Source organism: Massilia sp., assembly GCF_046293535.1.
Lineage (GTDB): Bacteria > Pseudomonadota > Gammaproteobacteria > Burkholderiales > Burkholderiaceae_D > Telluria.
Map to the genome: position 1 here is coordinate 1 of NZ_JBKBOV010000067.1, position 15,537 is coordinate 15,537.

Genomic DNA, 15,537 nt, shown 5'->3' on the forward strand with positions numbered 1-15,537 from the left:
CCCCTTCCAGCTGGACGCGCCGGACGACGGGGCCCGGCGCCGGCCGGCGCCGCGCTGATCAACCCGGGCCCGGGTGCTGGAACACCTGGCGCAGATAGGCCAGGAAGGTCTCGTCGGTGCACATCGACTTGCCGGGCGTATCCGAGAGCTTGGCCACCGGTTGCCCGTTGCAGTGGGTCAGCTTCATGACGATGTTCAGTGCCTGGTAGGGCGTGTCGTTGGTGAGCTTGGTGCCGATGCCGAAACCGAGCGTGGTGCGGTCGGCGAAGTGACGGTACAAGCCAAGCGCCTTGGGCACCGTGAGCGCGTCCGAGAACACCAGGCGCTTGCTGCGCGCATCGATGCGCAGCCGAGCGTAGTGGGCCAGGGCCTTCTCGCCCCATTCCACCGGGTCGCCCGAATCGTGACGCAGGCCGTCGAACAGCTTGGCGAAATACAGGTCGAAGTCGCGCAGAAACGCATCCATGCCGACCACATCGGTGAGCGCGGTGCCGAGGTCGCCCCGGTATTCCTGCACCCAGTCTTCCAGGGCCGCCTTCTGGAAGTCGCGCAGGCGCACGCCGAAGGCCTGGTAGGCCTGCAGGTACTCGTGCGCCATGGTCCCGATCGGCACCAGCTTGTACTTGTGCGCCAGGTAGACGTTCGAGGTGCCCTTGAAGAACTGCGGCAGCTCGCGCGCCATGGTCGCCACCACCTCGTCGTGCCATTCGCCGGAAAAGCGCCTGCGCACGCCGAAGTCGAAGAACTCGAAGGGCGTGGCGCGCGCCGGCTCCTGCTCGAAGGCGCGCAGCTCGTCGATCTTCTGCTGCAGGCGCACGCGCGCTTCGGCGATGCCGGCCTGCTGGTCGAAGCGGCGGAAATACAGCTCGTTGACGATGTAGAGCACGAAGATCTCGAAGCCCATCACGTGCACCAGCGGGCCGCTGGCGCGGATGCGCAGGTGCGGTCCGTCGGTGTCGACCTGGATGAACTTGCGCTGGAAGCGGAACAGCGTGAGGAAGTCGGCGAAGTCGCTCTTGATGAAGCGCAGGCCGCGCAGGTAGGCGACTTCGTGGTCGAGGAACATCATCGAGCACAGGTGGTCGAGCTCGCGCTCCACCTCCGTCTTGAGCTCGGCCAGCGGATAGGCCGGCTGGTTGCGGCACAGGAATTCGTATTCTCCGATCGCGTCCGGGTGGCTGTGCAGCAGGGCCTGCCACATGGTGAACTTGTACAGGTCGGTTTCCAGCAGGCTGCGGACGACGGGCTTCATCGGGCTCCTTCAGGCGGTGGCGTGTTCGTTCTGAGTGCGCTTCTTGCTGCGCTTCTTCGGCGCCAGCATGGTGCCGGTGCAGCCGGGCGTGCCGCAGCGGCAGGCGAACAGCTTCTTGAGGGCCGGCGTGTGGCGCTCGTCATAGATCAGCGCGTAATTGTAGTTCAGCTCTTCGCCGGGCGCGATGTCGCGCATCGCGTGGATGTAGACCCGCCCCTCGTCCTCGAAGGCTTCGCAGTTGGGCGAGCAGGCGTGGTTGATCCAGCGCGCGGCGTTGCCGCGGCTGCCGCCGTCGATCACCCGGCCGTCCGCCAGCGTGAAGTAGAAGGTGTGGTTGATCGGACCGCCCGCCGTCGCCGCGCGCTCGGTCGCTTCGTCCCAGGTGATGCGTTCGCCCCGGTACTCGATGATGCGCTCGCCGGCGCCGATCGGCCTGAGCGCGAAGACGCCGTTGCCGTGGATGGGGGACTTCCTGACTTCGTAGGCCTTGGCGGCGGCGGAACGTGCTCTGGTGCTCATCGGGTCCTTGTGTGGTCGTCGCGGCGGGGGCGCCGCCTGCCTTGCATGTCGAGCACGTATTATGGAGCCAATCGCACCCGCGATGCCGCACATTTTGAGGCGCCGCGGCGACCGGTCAGGCCGGCGCCAGCGCCTCGGCCTCGCAGGGCAGCATCCCGGCGCTGGACACCAGGCGCTCGGCGCTCCAGCCGTCGCCGAGCAGGACCATCCGGGTATTCAGATCGTCGCCCAGGGATGCCGCGCCCTCGGGCGCCTGCTGGCGCAGCTTCTTGTCGCGCAGCGCCACGTAGAGCAATTCGCGCCGGCGCGCCAGCGACTGCCAGAGCGCATGGGCGCCAGCCGACTGGCGCGCGCCGCTGATCAGGCAGTTCCCGCCCTCCAGCCACCAGCGGTAGACCGCGGTCGCGATCCCGCGGCGCTGGTAGGCGGGCGCATACTTGGAGTGCGGCGCGCGCAGGTGGCGGTCGGCGCGCCGGTCGAGCTCGACCAGGCGGTTGAACACCGTGTAGCCGGCCAGGCGCCGCAGCTGCACGTCCTCCACATAGACATAGTGCTCGCCGTCGGCCTCGCGATGGCGGAACACCAGGCCCGGATAGTCGCCCGGCGCCACCGGCACCGTGGCCAGCCCGTGCAGCCGGTGGCCCGGGCGCTGCATGCGGCGGTACAGGTCATCGAGCTCGCGCCCCAGGTCGTCGGGGCGGTGCACCACGTCGATCCTGAGCTCCGCCGGCCGGCGCCAGCCCCAGCCGAATCCGGGCGCCAGGATCGTGTCAGCCATCGTCAGCCTCGCAGCGCGGCACCCAATGGCCGCTCAGCAGCTGGCGCGGGCGCTCGCTCGCCTGCACCTGCGCGCTGCAGTCCCAGCGGTCCTGCTGGACCGCGAGCCCGGCGAACACGCCATAGCCTTCGCCGGCGCGGATCTCTTCGCCGGCCTGCAGGCTCTCGCCGACCCGGATCGCGCCCGCGGCGAGCACGGCCCCGTTGGCCTTGATGCCCCAGGCGGCTTCCAGATGCCCCCCGCTCTCGATGCCGCCGCCCGACTCGATGCCGCGGCCGGCGCGGATCGGTCCCTGGCCGGTGATCGCGCCGCCCGCCCGGATTCCCTGCTCGCAGCGTGCCGGACCGCCCAGCACGATCTCGTGCCCCGCGCCGCAGTCGCCGTCCAGGGCGAGCGTGCCGCCACAGGCGATGTCCCAGCCGGCGCGCAGGTTGCCGCCCACGCGCATGTCGCCCAGCACATGGATGCCCCAGCCGGCGTCGACGTTGCCCGCGGCCGTGAGCTTGCCGGCGCACTGGATGCCGCCGCCGGCGCGGATGTCGTCGCCGCCCTCGATCGACAGGCCGGCCCGGATGCCGCCGCCGGCGCGGATGACGCCGCCGGCCCTGAGCACGGTGTCGATCTCGATGTTGCCCTTCACCTCGAGCGAGCCGGCGAACACCAGGGCGTCGGCCTCGATCGCGTCGACCGTCATCACCGCCGAGGTCGGGCCGAACTGCGTCAGCAGCCAGCAGGCGTCGTCCACCCGGCCGGCGGCGACCAGGGCGTCGAGCAGGGGCTGGTAGTCGCTGCCCTGCGCATGGTGCTGCAGGAACCAGCGGAAGCCGTCCGCACAGGGGCGCTTCGTCTTGATGAAATTCTTGTTCAGGTCCATGTGATTCTCTTCGTGCATGCAAAGCGGCCGCGGCGCCATGACAGCCCGCAGCCGGCCGCAGTATCGGCCAAATCGGCGCGGCTGCCTATTCGTCCGCGGGCGTAAGGGAAACCCTTAATCGGTCCGAAAAAAAGGGGAAAATGACGCTGCGCGCCGAGGAGAACAGGGAATTGGCGCGCACCGCCCTCAGGCGGCGGCGCGGTCCGGCAGCGCCAGGATGTCGCAGTCGGAGCGGGCCAGCGCCTCGGCGGCCAGGCTGCGCAGGAACAGGCGCCGCAGCCCGGGCGCACGCTCGCCGGGCAGCACCAGGAGGTCGGGACGCAGGCGCCGCTCCGCATACTGGAGCACGGTGGGCGCATAGCCATGCTCGACGATGCGCACGACTCCGTCCGGCTCGTCCATGCGGCGCAGGGCGTCTTCGCGCTGCTGCTGGACGTAGGCGTCGATCCGGTCCTCGCCGGCGCCGCTGGCGCGCAGCCGGTTCTCGCCCTTGCGGTCGAGCGCCGACAGCAGCACGATCTCGGCGCCGGGCGCGACGCCGCCGACCTGCGCCAGCGTTTCCGCCACGGACGCCGCGGGATCGACCAGCACCAGGACGCGCCGGTAGGCATGCCCGGCGTCGCGCCGGACCATCAGCACCGGGTGTGCGGCGCCGTGCGCGAGCGCGGGCGCGAAGCGCGGCGCGTGGCGGCCCGGGCTCCAGGCCGGGTGCGCCTCGACCACGCACAGGCGCGCCTGAAGGAAGCGCTTGTGCAGGTCGGCGCCGCTGCGCGGCGAGCCGCGCTGCGCTTCGACCTCGAACACGAATCCGGTCTGGCGCTGGACCAGTTGCGCCAGCTGCGTCAGGCGTTCGCGCTGGTGCTGCGCACAGGCCTCGGCGCTCATCCCGCGCAGCAGATGCTTGAGACCGTAGTGGTGGAAGTGCACCAGCAGTCCCCGCTCGCCGCGCTGCTGCGCGAGGCAGGCGGCGCGGCGCGCCACCTGCACGGTCCTGTCGGACCATTCGGCCGCGACCAGCGTCCAGCCGCTGACCCCGCCAAACCCGCCATCCCTTCTCGTCGACATCCATCCTCCAGCGACGGCCAGTGCGCTTGCCGCGCATCGACGGCCGTCCGATCCCTCCAGTATAATGAGGCGCCCGTGGCCACCACATCAGCAGCCCGCGTAAGGGAAGCCCTTAGCGCCCGAGGGAGGCGCATCCTAGGAATCCGACATGTTCGATCTCCGTGCCGTCCGCGCCGCCTGGCTCGGCGGCGCTTTCTGCCTTGCCTACGTCGCTCTCGACGCGACCAGCGGTCCCGAGGCGCGGCACCAGACCATCGCCCCGGTCTGGCACCCTGCGGCGGGCCTGGCGCTGTTTCTGGTCCTGCGCTGCGGACGCCGGGCCGCCCTGCCCCTGATCATCGCCGCCCTGCTGGCGGCCGCGATCACCCCCGCCCTGCCGGCGCGGCCGGCGTTCTCGCTGCTCATCGGGCTGCTGCCCCCGGCCATCTACCTGGCCGTCGGCACCGCGATGCGCCGCCGCCTGCCCGGTAGCGCCTTCCATGCCAGCCACCAGGGCCTGCTGCTGTGGGCGGTGTTCGCCACCATGGGCAGCCTGGCCGGCGCCGCCGCCTACGCCACCGTGCTGCACGGGCCGGAGGTGTTCGCCACGCGCGGGTGGCTGGACGTGGTGGCGCGCTACGCGATCGCCGAGACCGCCGGCATGCTGGTGGTGGTGCCGATCTGCCAGTTCCTGCTCGACGAGGAGCTGCGCGCGGCCTACCTCGGCCGCATCCTGCGCTGGGAAACCGCCGCCTACATCGCCCTGATGGCGGCGGTGCTGGCGGTGGCGCTGCAGCGGCCGGCGCCGGATTCGCTGGCCTATTACCTCCTGATCCTGCCGCTGGCCTGGTCGGCCGCGCGCCAGGGCATGGCGGGCGCGGTCACGGCCGCCCTGGTGCTCGAGATCGGCGTCACCGTGGCCTCGCTGCGACCGATCGCCTATGCCGCGCAGATGCCGAACGTGCAGATGCTGGTGCTGACCCTGACGCTGTCCGGCTTCCTGATCGGCATCGCCGTCGACGTCGCGCGCCGCGCCAGCCACGAGCTGCGCCATTCGCTGCGGCTGGCGGCGGCCGGCGAGATGGCGGGCGCGGTCGCGCACGAGCTGAACCAGCCGCTGACCGCCCTGTCGATGTACGGCAGCGCCTGCGAGCGCCTGATGGCGCGCGGCGACAGCGAGGAACTGCTGCAGAAGACCATCCGCGCCATGGTCGCGGAATCGCAGCGCGCCTCGGACGTGCTCAAGCGCCTGCGCGAGTTCTTCCGCACCGGGACCACCTCGCTCGCGCCGGTGGCCCTGCCCGCGCTGGTGGGAGACGTGCTCGACTCGTTCGCGGACCAGGCGGCCAGGGAAGGCGTGCGCCTGGAGGCCGGGCCGCTCCCCGGCGCCCGCGTGCTCGGCGACCGGGTGCAGCTCCAGATCGTGCTGCGCAACCTGCTGTCGAACGCCATCCACGCGGTGGCCTCGATGCCGGCCGGGGTCGAACGCCGCATCGCGGTGGACGCCGGCGTGGAGGGCGAATCGGTGTGGATCCGCATCGCCGACAACGGCCCCGGCATCGCCGACAAGATCCGGGCTCGCCTGTTCGAGCCCTTCATCTCGCTCAAGTCGAGCGGCCTGGGACTGGGACTGGCGATCAGCCGCGCCATCATCGAGACCCACGGCGGCACCCTGAGCGTCGAGCCGGGGCGCCACGCCATCCTGAAAATCACCCTTCCGGCCCACTCCGGGACCGGCGAAAGGACCACCTGACATGGATCGCCACCACACCGTGTACATCGTCGACGACGATGCGGCCGTGCGCGACGCGCTCGGCCTGCTGCTGAGCCTGCACGGCTACCGGACTGCCTTCTTTTCCGACGCCGACTCCTTCCTGCAAGCCTGGACGAGCGAGGCCAGCGGTTGCCTGCTGCTCGACATCCGGATGCCGGGAATGGATGGCTTGAGCCTGCAGAAGACGCTGCGCGAACTGGGCAGCCGCTTGCCGGTCCTGATCATCACCGGCCACGGCGACGTGCATTCGGCGCGCGAGGCGTTCCGCTCGGAGGCCGTCGATTTCCTCGAAAAGCCCTTGCAGGAAGGGCCGCTGGTCGCGGCGATCGAAGAAGCCCTGGCGCGGGCGGCGGCGCGGCAGGGCGAGGCCCTGGCCTCGCCGGACTACCTGAAGCGCCACGCCAGCCTCACCCCGCGCGAGCGCGAGGTGATGGAACTGGTCGTGACGGGGCGTCACAACCGCGAGATCGCCGAAGAACTCGGGATCAGCGTGCGCACCGTGGAAGTGCACAAGTCGCGGGTGATGGAAAAACTGCAGGTGGACTCGATCGCGGACCTGGTGCGCCAGCACCTGCAGAACCCGATCGGGTGATCGGGCGGGTCGCGGGCGGCCTACGCTCAGCCCAAGCTCAGCGCATGCCCAGGGGCTCGCTCGCCGCCCGGTTGGGCCGCCGCGGCGATCTCGCCGAACATCAGCTGCCCGGCCAGCACCGCCGCCAGGGCGGCCGCCATGGTCTTGAGCACGGAGCGCCGCCACTGCGCGTTGCGCTCCAACAGGTGTTTCGCAAGGCGCCGCTTGCTGCGCCGCTCCATCCTCTGTTCCATCCGCTGCTTGGCGCGCAGCGCCGCATCCCGGCCAAACAATCCCGGTCGATACATAGACATTGACTTTCCTCCAGTTCGCCCCTGGCGGGGCATCGTCATGCCGCGGCCTTCGGGCCGCGGATCGTGGTCGCTGGCAGGCTCGGGACCTGCGCGGCGGCGTACGAGAAAGTCGCGCCGGCGCAAGCCCGAGCCAGCGCGAGGCCGGCAAGGCCTCGCATCCGGCGTAATCGGTACGTGACGATGGGAGTGACAGGGATCATGCCGTCAACTGTGGCGCGTGGCCGAGGCTAGGCGCCGGCGCTTCGACGCCGACGATGTCGACCAGCATCGAACGCGCGTGCGGCAGTTCGATCTCGACGCGGCATCCTTCCGCATGCCCGAGCAGGCCCAGCGCCAGCGGCGACAGGATGGTCACGCGTGCCAGCAGGGCGTTCGCGTCGTACGGGCAGGCGATCAGGATGGAACTGGTGTCGCAGCCGCCGACCGGCCGGTAATGCACCGTCGCCCCGAGCGCGACGCGGCGCGGCGCCGCGTCGGTCTCGGGCAGCGGCAAGGCCGAAGCCAGCAGGCTGGCGAGCTTGCGGCCGGAAGCGTCGCGCGAGTCGGCGCCGATGCCGTGCTCGCGGGCGAAGCGATGGAGAATGGCCAGGTCGTGCTGGCTCAGGTACTGCTTGGACGACATACGATGCCTTTCCCAGCCCGGACAGGGCTGGCCGACAGGTAGCAAACCGGCAGTTCGCCGGGAATCAAGCCGTGCGCGCGCACGGCAGCAACAGCAGGTCGCACTCGGTGCGCGCCAGCAGCGCGCGCAGGCGTGCCCGCCAGCGCCATGCCGCCCAGGGACCGCTTGCGGTCTCGGACAGCACCAGCACATCCGGCCGCGCCATGGCGGCATGCTCGGCCACCACCGCATGCCACGGCTGGCGCTGCAGCGCGAGCAGCGGGCGGACCTCGCAGCCTTCCGCTTGCGCGGCGAAGCGCAGGCCGGCCGCGCGCGCGGCCGCTTCGCTGCGGCGGCGGCAGGCGTCGAGCGCGGCCTCGCCGACGCCCGCCGCGCGCATGCTGCCTTCGCCGCTGACGCGGCAGCCGTGCAGGAGCGTGAAACGCATGGGTGGCAGCGTGCCGATGGCGCGCCGCAGGCTGTCCAGCGAAGCGGGCGACAGGTCCGACGGGAACAGCGCGTGGCCATCGCGGCGATAGGGCCGCTCCCGGCCGGCACGCACCAGCAGCACGGCGCGCGCGCCGCCGCGCAGCGCCCTCAGCGCGCGCCCGGCGTTATGCCGCACCGGCCAGCACGGATGCGCTTGCCAATGGAGCACGAGCATCTCGCCGTCGAGCGGGCCGGCGGAAGGATCCCAGGCGCAGCCGTCCAGCGGCAGGGGGCAGGTTTCGGTGAACACATCATTCCTCCTTGATCATTGCTTGCTTCTTGCGGCCCTCAAGCCGCCAGGCGCCGGTCGCTGCCGTCGCCATACCGGTCCGGACCGACGAGGAGATCGCATGCGCCCTCGTCCATCAGCTTTTGCATCACGTTGCTGCTGGAGAGCCGCGCGCCGGGATGGCACGCGCCTCTTCCCAGCACCAGCAGGTCGGCCTGCTGGCGCCGCGCGCAGTCCCGGATGACCTCGTACGCACGTCCGGCGTGGACTTCGCGCCGGCCCGGCGGCACCTCGTGCAGGAACAGCGCGACGAACTCGTCGAGCTTCCTGCGCGCGGCTTCCCAGCCCTGTTCGCGGTAGGAACGGATGACGCGCGCCGGCAGTTCCAGGTCGTGCATCATGGCCGTTTCCGGCTGCTGGAAGGCATGCACGAAGACGAAGCGGGCCTCCGGCGCCAGCAGCGCCGCCGTGCGCGCCGCCGCCAGCGAGGCGCGCGAGAAATCGGTGGCCACCACCACGTTGCGGTAATCGTGACGCGGCTCGCCGTGCACCAGCAGCACGGCCCCGCGGCACAGGCGCACCACGTCGGCGTCGCGCGAGGGCCGCGCCCACAGTGGCAGGCGCGGCCGGCCGCTGCCCGCCATCAGGGTCAGGTCGGCCCCGATGCTGTCGGCGGTGCCGGCAATGACGTCGGCCGGACGGCCGCGCCGGACCGACCACACCTTGTCCAGTTCGTCCGGCGGCGGAAAGCTGCCGAGCTCCCGCGACTCGCCCTCGACCAGCGCCCTGAGGCTGCCGCCGTCCACCTGGACGTGGCTGTAGGCGGTGGCGGGACGCACGCCGGTGCCGGCCCATTTCACGGCCAGCACGTCGAACGCATCGATGCCAAGCGCCGGCGCCAGCAGCGAAGCCCGCATTTCCACCCGGCCGGGATGGGTTCCCTGGACGGCGAGCAGGATCCGGTCGATTCTACGCACGGTGTCCTCCGTGGACGGAGTCGCCCGGGGCGCATCGTGCCAGCGCCGTCGCCAGCTGCCGGTAGGCCAGTTCCAGCCCTTCGCGCAAGGCCGCGGCATCGCGCGTGGGCACGGTGGCCGCCGCTTCGATGGCGTCGCGGAACGGCAGCAGGGCCTTGGCCAGGTCGTCATGGCCGTAGCGGCTCGCCTGCGCGACTTCGACCGCGGCGCGCCGGCGCGCGTGCGCCAGTTCGTCCAGCGCTTCGTCCAGCCGCCGTTGCAAGGCCGCGATACGCTGCCCGGCGGCGGCGATGCGCTCTTCGAGGCCGGGCTGGTGCCCGGGCGCTGGCTTGTGCTCTTGATCGCTCATGGCTTCTCCTTCTAGCGTTGGTGACAGGTGATGGGGTCTCCGATGCGGCGGCCGCAGCCGCACCGGCGTCAGCGCGGCAGGCCTGGCGCCGGCTGCACTTCGAGGATTTCCAGGCGCAGGCTGCGTCCGAGCGCCAGGTCGACGTCGACCGTGCAGCCCTCCGCGTGGCCGAGCAGGCCCAGCGCAAGCGGCGCCAGCACCGGGACGCGCGGCAGCATGGCTTGCGCATCCTGCGGGCAGGCGATGACGACGGCATCGAGGTCGCCACCTCGCGCGAGGCGTTCATGGATGCCCGTGCCGCAGGAAGCGATGCGGTAACGCACGCTCGAGCCGAGCGAGACGCGGCGCCGCTGGCTGCCGCGGTCCTCGCCGGGAAGCGCGCGCGACAGCGCGGTCAGGCTCGCGAGCCGGCGCACGGCGGCCTCGACCTGGTCGGGATCGGCCGACCGTGCCCGTACGAGGCGTGTCAGGACAGCCAGGTCGCGCTGGCTGAGGTAAGTGTCGGTACACATGGTTTGCCTTTCCCAGCCCGATGCGGACTGGCCAACAGGAACGAATGGCGTGCCGCGGCAAATGCTTCAGCAGATGCGCAGCGCTTCAGACGATGCTTGTGGTGGGAGCTCGGGAGAGCCCGGAGGCTCTCGCCGAGCTCAAGAGAGGCAGGCGAGATCGCGCGTCGAGAGCTGCACGAGACGAGCGTGGAAGACGCTCAGTCCGAGCGACAGGGGATGGTGTGGGAAATGTTGCGCAAGGCGGGCAGCGCCGACGGCAACAGCGCGCGCGATGCGCACGCTGGAGGAACAACCAATGCCGTGGTGAGGGATGCCGCGCATGTTCGGGTCGGAGCTCATCAAATTGAATACCGGACCAGTATATACCACCTGTTTTTTTCGTCAACCGAGCCCGACCGGAGCGAAGGGCGCGCCCCGGCTTGCGCAGGCAGATCAGGCGGGAAACTCGTCGTCCCGGTATTCCACGCCCTGCCCTTGCGCGTCCGCGGCGCCGCGTCCGGCTTCTTCCCTGCGCAGTTCGACGCGCCGGATCTTGCCCGAGATCGTCTTGGGCAGTTCGCGGAACTCGATGCGCCGGATGCGCTTGTACGGCGCCAAGCGCTCGCGCGCGAAGGCGAACAGCGCTGCCGCCATCTCGCGGGAGGGCAGGACGCCCTGGCGCAGGGTGACGAAGGCCTTCGGCACCGACAGCCGCAAGGGGTCCGGGCTCGGCACGATCGCCGCCTCCAGCACGGCTTCGTGCTCGATCAGGACGCTCTCGAGCTCGAAGGGGCTGATGCGGTAGTCCGAAGATTTGAACACGTCGTCGTTGCGCCCGACGTAGAAATAATAGCCGTCCTCGTCGACCGTGGCGGTGTCGCCGGTATGGTAGTGGCCGGCGCGCATGACGTGGGCGGTCTTTTCTTCGTCGCCCTCGTAGCACATCATCAGGCCCAGCGGCGCCGGATCGAGCGCGAGCGCGATCTCGCCTTCCTCGGCGGGCTGCTCGTCGATGTCGAGCAGGGCCACCCGGTAGCCCGGCAGCGGCCGGCCCATCGAACCGGGCTTGATCGGCTGGCCCGGCGGGTTGCCGATCTGGCAGGTGCTTTCCGACTGGCCGAAGCCGTCGCGGATGCGGATGCCCCAGGCCTGCTCCACCTGCTCGATCACTTCCGGGTTGAGCGGTTCGCCGGCGCCGACCAGTTCGCGCAGCGGCGGGCGCCAGGCGCTCAGGTCTTCCTTGATCATCATGCGCCACACCGTGGGCGGTGCGCACAGCGAGGACACGCCGCAGCGCACGATGGTGTCGAGCGCGGCCCTGGCGGAGAAGCGCTCGTAGTTGTAGACGAAGATGGCGGCGCCGGCATTCCAGGGAGCGAAGAAGCAGCTCCAGGCGTGCTTGGCCCAGCCCGGCGAGGAGATGTTCCAGTGGACGTCGTCCGGCTGCAGGCCGATCCAGTACATGGTCGACAGGTGGCCGACCGGATAGCTCTGGTGGCTGTGCAGCACCAGTTTGGGCTTGGCCGTGGTGCCGGAGGTGAAGTACAGCAGCAAGGGGTCGGTGGCGCGGGTCTCGCCTTCCGGCGTGAAGACCGACAGGACGTCGCGGCTGTCGGCGAAGTCGTGCCAGCCCTCGGGCCGGCCGCCGACCGCGATGCGCGTGAAGCTGCCCGCCATGCCCTCGAACTTGTGCGCTTCGGAGGCCTGGGCGATGACGTGCTTGACGCGGCCGCGCTCGATGCGGTCCTGCAGGTCGGCGCCCGAGACCAGCATGGTGGTCGGCACCAGCACGGCGCCGAGCTTGATCCCCGCCAGCATGATCTCCCACAGTTCGACCCGGTTCGGCAGCATCAGGAGCACGCGGTCCCCACGCTTGACCCCGCACAGCTGCAGGTATTCGGCCACCTGGCACGAACGCGAGGCCATGTCGGCGAACGAGATCTTCTGCTCGCGGCCGTCCTCTTCGACCACCCACAGCGCGGTAGCGTGGTTGTCCCGGGCCATCTGGTCGAAGTAGTCCAGGCCCCAGTTGAAGGCGTCGAGCCGCGGCTGCCGGTAGTCGCGGTAGGCGGTCTCGTAGTCGAGGCGGTGCTGCAGCAGGAAGTCGCGCGCTTGCAGAAAGCGCTGGGTCGGCGTCATGGTGTCTCCTGGTCGCTAAGGTGGCATGGCTGCTGTGGCCATTTTGCCATGTTCGGATGCCTTGTTGCAGGGTGGGCGGGAGTCATTCAGGCCAGTGGTCTGAATGACGAACCGCCCTCCCCGCGAACATGCCTACATTCGCCGCAGCGTGGTGACGCGCATCTCGTCGCGCGGCTCCATCATGTCGATGACGCGGCAGTCGCCGCACATGCGCAGGCGGTCGAGGTGGCCGCTGAAGGCCGGATGCGAGGCCAGGCGGCCGAGCATGTTCTCGACCATCTGCAGGGTGCCGAAGGGCTTGTCGCAACGGATGCAGTGGAAGGGCTGGGACTCGTTGAGCACCACGGCCTGGTTGCGCGTCTCCAGGAAGGACAGGCGCGGCGCGAGCGTGATCGCGTCTTCCGGGCAGGTCGCCGCGCACAGGCCGCACTGGACGCAGTTCTTCTCGATGAAGCGCAGCAGCGGCGCGCCCTGCCCGTCCTGCAGCGCGGCCGACGGACAGGCGCCCACGCAGGACATGCACAGGCTGCATGCCTTGCGGTCGACCTCGATCGCACCAAAAGGTGCGCCGGCCGGCAGCGCCACCTGCTCGGGCTTGAGCGGCGCATGGCGGTGCAGGTGTTCGAGGGCATAGTCGAGCGTGTTGCGCTTGTCGTTCGCCAGGTGGAACACGGCGGGTTCCCCGGGCGTACGCCCGCGCGGAGCGTGGCGCAGCGCCACCGCCAGTTCGTCCGGCGCCTCCACGCGCAGCAACTGGAAGTGCGGTCCTTCGTAGCCCAGACCGCTCAGTACCGCCTGGGCGATCTCCATCTGCTGGTCCAGCAGAGCGACGTACTGCGGGGCTTCGCGCCCGGTCAGCAGCACCGAGATGCCGGCCGCGCCGTAAGCCACGGCGGCGAACCAGACGTCGATGCCGGTCGAGGCGGTGTGCTGCAGCGCCAGCGGGATCACGCGTCCCGGCAGCGACTCGCCGAGCCGGGCCAGCAGCGCCGCGCCGTGTTCGGGATCGTGCAGGACGAAAACCGGATCCTGCCCGCCCGATTCGCGGTAGGAGCGCAGCGCCGCCTGCATGCGCTTGCCGGTCAGCGCCGCCGGCGGGAAGGCATAGCTGATGGCGCCGGTCGGGCAGGCCGTGGAACAGGCCCCGCAGCCGGCGCACAGGTAGGGATTGACCTTGATCCGGTCGCCGTCGCCGCCAATGGCCTGGGCCGAGCAGATCTCGATGCAGGCGCTGCAAGCCGTCACGCCGTTGCGTCCATGGGCGCAACTGCGCTCCTTGTACGAGAAATACTTGGGCTTCTCGAAGTCGCCGACCATCTCGCGCATGGACTCGACCGCCTCCAGGCGCTCGGCCTCGTCGTAGCCGGGCGCGTAATAGCCGTGCGGACGCTGGTGGCTGGGGATCAGGCGGCTCGGGCTGAGGTCGAGCACGAGGTCGAAGCGGCCCTGCTGGACCGGCTGCCCGGGCGCCTGCCAGCGCGCCTCGAAAGCGCCGAGCCAGCCCGCCACCGCGACGGTGCGCGCCACCTGGACCGGATACGGACGCACCGGCATCGTCTGCTGGCTGTCGAGCAGCAGCACGGTGACCGGCAGCGCTGCCGCGAGCCGGTCGGCCCAGGGCAAGGCCTGTTCGGCCGAGCCGACCACCAGGGTGCGGCCGCTGGACTGGTAGCTGACCGTGACGGCCGGCTCGAAGACGGGGATGGCGTCCGCCGCGAGGATGGCGGCGTGCCGCGCCTGGACGTTGCGGCCTTCCTGGACCGGGTCGAGCGGCGGATTGTCGGTAAAGCGGATGTTCATGCGTTCCCTTGTCGTGTGGACGGCGGCGCCTGCAGTGGCTCCTGCTGTGGCTGTGGCTGTGGCTGTGGCCGTGGCTCCTGCTCCGGCATCGGCAGCTGTTCCTGCGCCTGCGCTCGGGCCTCGGCCTCCTTCTGGCGGTCGTCGAGCAGGCGCGTGACCAGGCCTTGCGCATGCTTGAGCGAAGCCAGCATGGCCGGGGTGAGCGGCGCCGCCTTGTTGTAGTCGTTCATGTAGATATCGAGCCCGTCGATCGTGTTGAAGTGCGGATCGGCGAACAGTTTTTTGAGCGCCAGGCGCCGCACCGACTGGTCGACGTCCCTGGCCACGAAGGCGGAGAAATCGGCGTCCGGAGTGAGCCGGGCGACGTCTTCCAGGGTCGGCAGAGGGGCGCGCAGTGCGGCCCTGGCCTCGGCCTCGGCGGCTGCGCTCGGCGGCTTGGCCGGCGCGGGCGGCGCCGGGGCGCGCGCAGGTTCGGGCAACGGCGCGGGCGGCGGCGCGGCATCGCCACCGGTCGACTTCAGCCGCGCCCAGCGCCGGAAGAACCCTTCTTCGGACATCCCGCCTCCGCTCATCCGTGCTGGCGCCCGCGGCGCGAACGCGGCTTGGGCTGGTAATGCTCGCGCAGGTAGCCGGCCACCCAGGCATAGATCTCGGCCGGCATGGCGACGCCGTCGGCCTGCTCGCCGGAGTCGAACATGCGGGTGCCCTCGACGTAGCTGACCGAGGCGCGCACGGGGATGGCCCTGCCCTCTTCCATCCGCCACAGCACGAACACCTTGGACTCCGGCGCCATGCAGTTCTCGTAATACCCCTCGTTCTCGTCGGTGTACAGCTCGAGTTCGAGGCCGGAGACCAGGTAGTAGTCGCGCTCCGGACTCTGGCTCAGCACCTGCAGGCGCGGCAGATTGCCGCGGTCCTGCACCACGCCGACCGCCTCCCAGGCCTCGTCGGCCCAGCGGTGCTGCACGGCGCGGCGCTGCATGATCACCGCGATTGGCATGCTTCCCATCTTCATTGCTTGTTCGCCGTCTTGGGACTGTGTTCCTTTTCCACCGCCGGGGCCGCGCCCTTCGGCAGCGACCGGGTCGGCCCGGCCTTGACGTCTTCGCTCGGCGCCGCGGTGCCCAGCTTTTCGCTCTTGATCGGGACGTTGGCCGCGTTCAGGGCCTGGGGGCTGTACGGCGCGGCGCCGGTGGCGGGCGCCGCGGCGGCCGATCCCGGTGCCGCATTCGCCGGCGCGGCTGCCGGCATGCCCGCGTTCGGCGGAGTGACGCCCGGCGGCACCATCCCGGCCGATGCGGCCGCGCGCGCCGCGCCGCGCGGAGCCTCCCCGGGC

17 protein-coding genes and 1 pseudogene are annotated in these 15,537 nt (G+C 70.6%); 2 read left to right on the forward strand and 16 right to left on the reverse strand.

Annotated elements, in window-relative coordinates; genetic code table 11:
* Positions 1–58: 58 nt before the first annotated feature.
* The 5 genes from pncB to ACK4S9_RS22335 form a co-directional block, all read right to left on the reverse strand.
* A complete protein-coding gene (gene pncB / locus ACK4S9_RS22315) occupies positions 59–1,252 on the reverse strand; it encodes a nicotinate phosphoribosyltransferase (protein WP_409729995.1) in 1,194 nt (397 codons plus the stop codon).
* A gap of 9 nt (positions 1,253–1,261) precedes the next feature.
* A complete protein-coding gene (locus ACK4S9_RS22320; protein ID WP_409729997.1) occupies positions 1,262–1,771 on the reverse strand; it encodes an SET domain-containing protein in 510 nt (169 codons plus the stop codon).
* A 115-nt stretch (positions 1,772–1,886) separates the two neighbouring features.
* Positions 1,887–2,549: an N-acetyltransferase gene (locus ACK4S9_RS22325; protein ID WP_409729999.1), complete on the reverse strand. Its 663-nt coding sequence runs from the start codon at positions 2,547–2,549 to the stop codon at positions 1,887–1,889.
* Positions 2,542–3,423, reverse strand: coding sequence for a hypothetical protein (locus ACK4S9_RS22330; RefSeq protein ID WP_409730001.1), 882 nt, complete (start codon positions 3,421–3,423; stop codon positions 2,542–2,544). Before ACK4S9_RS22330 ends, ACK4S9_RS22325 begins: the two co-directional genes overlap by 8 nt.
* 186 nt (positions 3,424–3,609) lie before the next feature.
* Complete coding sequence (locus ACK4S9_RS22335; RefSeq protein WP_409730003.1) at positions 3,610–4,488, reverse strand: universal stress protein; 879 nt, start codon at positions 4,486–4,488, stop codon at positions 3,610–3,612.
* Positions 4,489–4,636: 148 nt separating this feature from the next.
* On the opposite strand from ACK4S9_RS22335, the gene ACK4S9_RS22340 reads away from it, so the two are divergent.
* Positions 4,637–6,220: an ATP-binding protein gene (locus tag ACK4S9_RS22340; RefSeq protein WP_409730005.1), complete on the forward strand. Its 1,584-nt coding sequence runs from the start codon at positions 4,637–4,639 to the stop codon at positions 6,218–6,220.
* Position 6,221: 1 nt separating this feature from the next.
* The gene (locus ACK4S9_RS22345; RefSeq protein ID WP_409730007.1) at positions 6,222–6,833 is read left to right on the forward strand and encodes a response regulator transcription factor; all 612 of its coding nucleotides are present in this window, start codon (positions 6,222–6,224) and stop codon (positions 6,831–6,833) included.
* Positions 6,834–6,859: 26 nt separating this feature from the next.
* Here ACK4S9_RS22345 and ACK4S9_RS22350 read toward each other — a convergent pair whose 3' ends face one another.
* The 11 genes and pseudogenes from ACK4S9_RS22350 to ACK4S9_RS22400 all read right to left on the reverse strand — a co-directional run.
* A complete protein-coding gene (locus ACK4S9_RS22350; protein WP_409730009.1) occupies positions 6,860–7,126 on the reverse strand; it encodes a hypothetical protein in 267 nt (88 codons plus the stop codon).
* Between the two features lie 196 nt (positions 7,127–7,322).
* Positions 7,323–7,748: a GreA/GreB family elongation factor gene (locus tag ACK4S9_RS22355; RefSeq protein WP_409730011.1), complete on the reverse strand. Its 426-nt coding sequence runs from the start codon at positions 7,746–7,748 to the stop codon at positions 7,323–7,325.
* A gap of 64 nt (positions 7,749–7,812) precedes the next feature.
* The gene (locus tag ACK4S9_RS22360) at positions 7,813–8,466 is read right to left on the reverse strand and encodes a hypothetical protein (protein ID WP_409730013.1); all 654 of its coding nucleotides are present in this window, start codon (positions 8,464–8,466) and stop codon (positions 7,813–7,815) included.
* Between the two features lie 38 nt (positions 8,467–8,504).
* Positions 8,505–9,422 (reverse strand): universal stress protein, encoded by a 918-nt coding sequence (locus ACK4S9_RS22365; RefSeq protein ID WP_409730015.1) that lies wholly within the window; start codon positions 9,420–9,422, stop codon positions 8,505–8,507.
* Positions 9,415–9,771 (reverse strand): nucleotide exchange factor GrpE, encoded by a 357-nt coding sequence (grpE, locus tag ACK4S9_RS22370; RefSeq protein ID WP_409730017.1) that lies wholly within the window; start codon positions 9,769–9,771, stop codon positions 9,415–9,417. Before grpE ends, ACK4S9_RS22365 begins: the two co-directional genes overlap by 8 nt.
* 68 nt (positions 9,772–9,839) lie before the next feature.
* Positions 9,840–10,283, reverse strand: coding sequence for a hypothetical protein (locus ACK4S9_RS22375; RefSeq protein ID WP_409730019.1), 444 nt, complete (start codon positions 10,281–10,283; stop codon positions 9,840–9,842).
* Positions 10,284–10,715: 432 nt separating this feature from the next.
* On the reverse strand, positions 10,716–12,401 hold the full coding sequence (locus tag ACK4S9_RS22380; RefSeq protein WP_409730021.1) for an AMP-binding protein: 1,686 nt from the start codon (positions 12,399–12,401) through the stop codon (positions 10,716–10,718).
* Between the two features lie 132 nt (positions 12,402–12,533).
* Complete coding sequence (locus tag ACK4S9_RS22385; RefSeq protein ID WP_409730023.1) at positions 12,534–14,201, reverse strand: 4Fe-4S binding protein; 1,668 nt, start codon at positions 14,199–14,201, stop codon at positions 12,534–12,536.
* Entirely contained in the window at positions 14,198–14,758 is a 561-nt protein-coding gene (locus tag ACK4S9_RS22390; RefSeq protein ID WP_409730025.1) for a DUF3306 domain-containing protein, read from the reverse strand. The genes ACK4S9_RS22385 and ACK4S9_RS22390 overlap by 4 nt, the downstream gene beginning before the upstream one ends.
* Before the next feature lie 11 nt (positions 14,759–14,769).
* A complete protein-coding gene (locus ACK4S9_RS22395) occupies positions 14,770–15,210 on the reverse strand; it encodes a DUF3305 domain-containing protein (protein ID WP_409730027.1) in 441 nt (146 codons plus the stop codon).
* 2 nt (positions 15,211–15,212) lie between these two features.
* Positions 15,213–15,537 (reverse strand): annotated as a pseudogene (locus ACK4S9_RS22400) (hypothetical protein); the annotation flags it as partial.

Excerpts from the sequence above, each read along its gene's own strand:
- pncB (WP_409729995.1), bottom strand. The coding sequence starts at position 1,252 with ATGAAGCCCGTCGTCCGCAGCCTGCTGGAAACCGACCTGTACAAGTTC.
- ACK4S9_RS22320 (WP_409729997.1), bottom strand. The coding sequence starts at position 1,771 with ATGAGCACCAGAGCACGTTCCGCCGCCGCCAAGGCCTACGAAGTCAGG.
- ACK4S9_RS22325 (WP_409729999.1), bottom strand. The coding sequence starts at position 2,549 with ATGGCTGACACGATCCTGGCGCCCGGATTCGGCTGGGGCTGGCGCCGG.
- ACK4S9_RS22330 (WP_409730001.1), bottom strand. The coding sequence starts at position 3,423 with ATGGACCTGAACAAGAATTTCATCAAGACGAAGCGCCCCTGTGCGGAC.
- ACK4S9_RS22335 (WP_409730003.1), bottom strand. The coding sequence starts at position 4,488 with ATGTCGACGAGAAGGGATGGCGGGTTTGGCGGGGTCAGCGGCTGGACG.
- ACK4S9_RS22340 (WP_409730005.1), top strand. The coding sequence starts at position 4,637 with ATGTTCGATCTCCGTGCCGTCCGCGCCGCCTGGCTCGGCGGCGCTTTC.
- ACK4S9_RS22345 (WP_409730007.1), top strand. The coding sequence starts at position 6,222 with ATGGATCGCCACCACACCGTGTACATCGTCGACGACGATGCGGCCGTG.
- ACK4S9_RS22350 (WP_409730009.1), bottom strand. The coding sequence starts at position 7,126 with ATGTCTATGTATCGACCGGGATTGTTTGGCCGGGATGCGGCGCTGCGC.
- ACK4S9_RS22355 (WP_409730011.1), bottom strand. The coding sequence starts at position 7,748 with ATGTCGTCCAAGCAGTACCTGAGCCAGCACGACCTGGCCATTCTCCAT.
- grpE (WP_409730017.1), bottom strand. The coding sequence starts at position 9,771 with ATGAGCGATCAAGAGCACAAGCCAGCGCCCGGGCACCAGCCCGGCCTC.
- ACK4S9_RS22375 (WP_409730019.1), bottom strand. The coding sequence starts at position 10,283 with ATGTGTACCGACACTTACCTCAGCCAGCGCGACCTGGCTGTCCTGACA.
- ACK4S9_RS22380 (WP_409730021.1), bottom strand. The coding sequence starts at position 12,401 with ATGACGCCGACCCAGCGCTTTCTGCAAGCGCGCGACTTCCTGCTGCAG.
- ACK4S9_RS22385 (WP_409730023.1), bottom strand. The coding sequence starts at position 14,201 with ATGAACATCCGCTTTACCGACAATCCGCCGCTCGACCCGGTCCAGGAA.
- ACK4S9_RS22390 (WP_409730025.1), bottom strand. The coding sequence starts at position 14,758 with ATGTCCGAAGAAGGGTTCTTCCGGCGCTGGGCGCGGCTGAAGTCGACC.
- ACK4S9_RS22395 (WP_409730027.1), bottom strand. The coding sequence starts at position 15,210 with ATGGGAAGCATGCCAATCGCGGTGATCATGCAGCGCCGCGCCGTGCAG.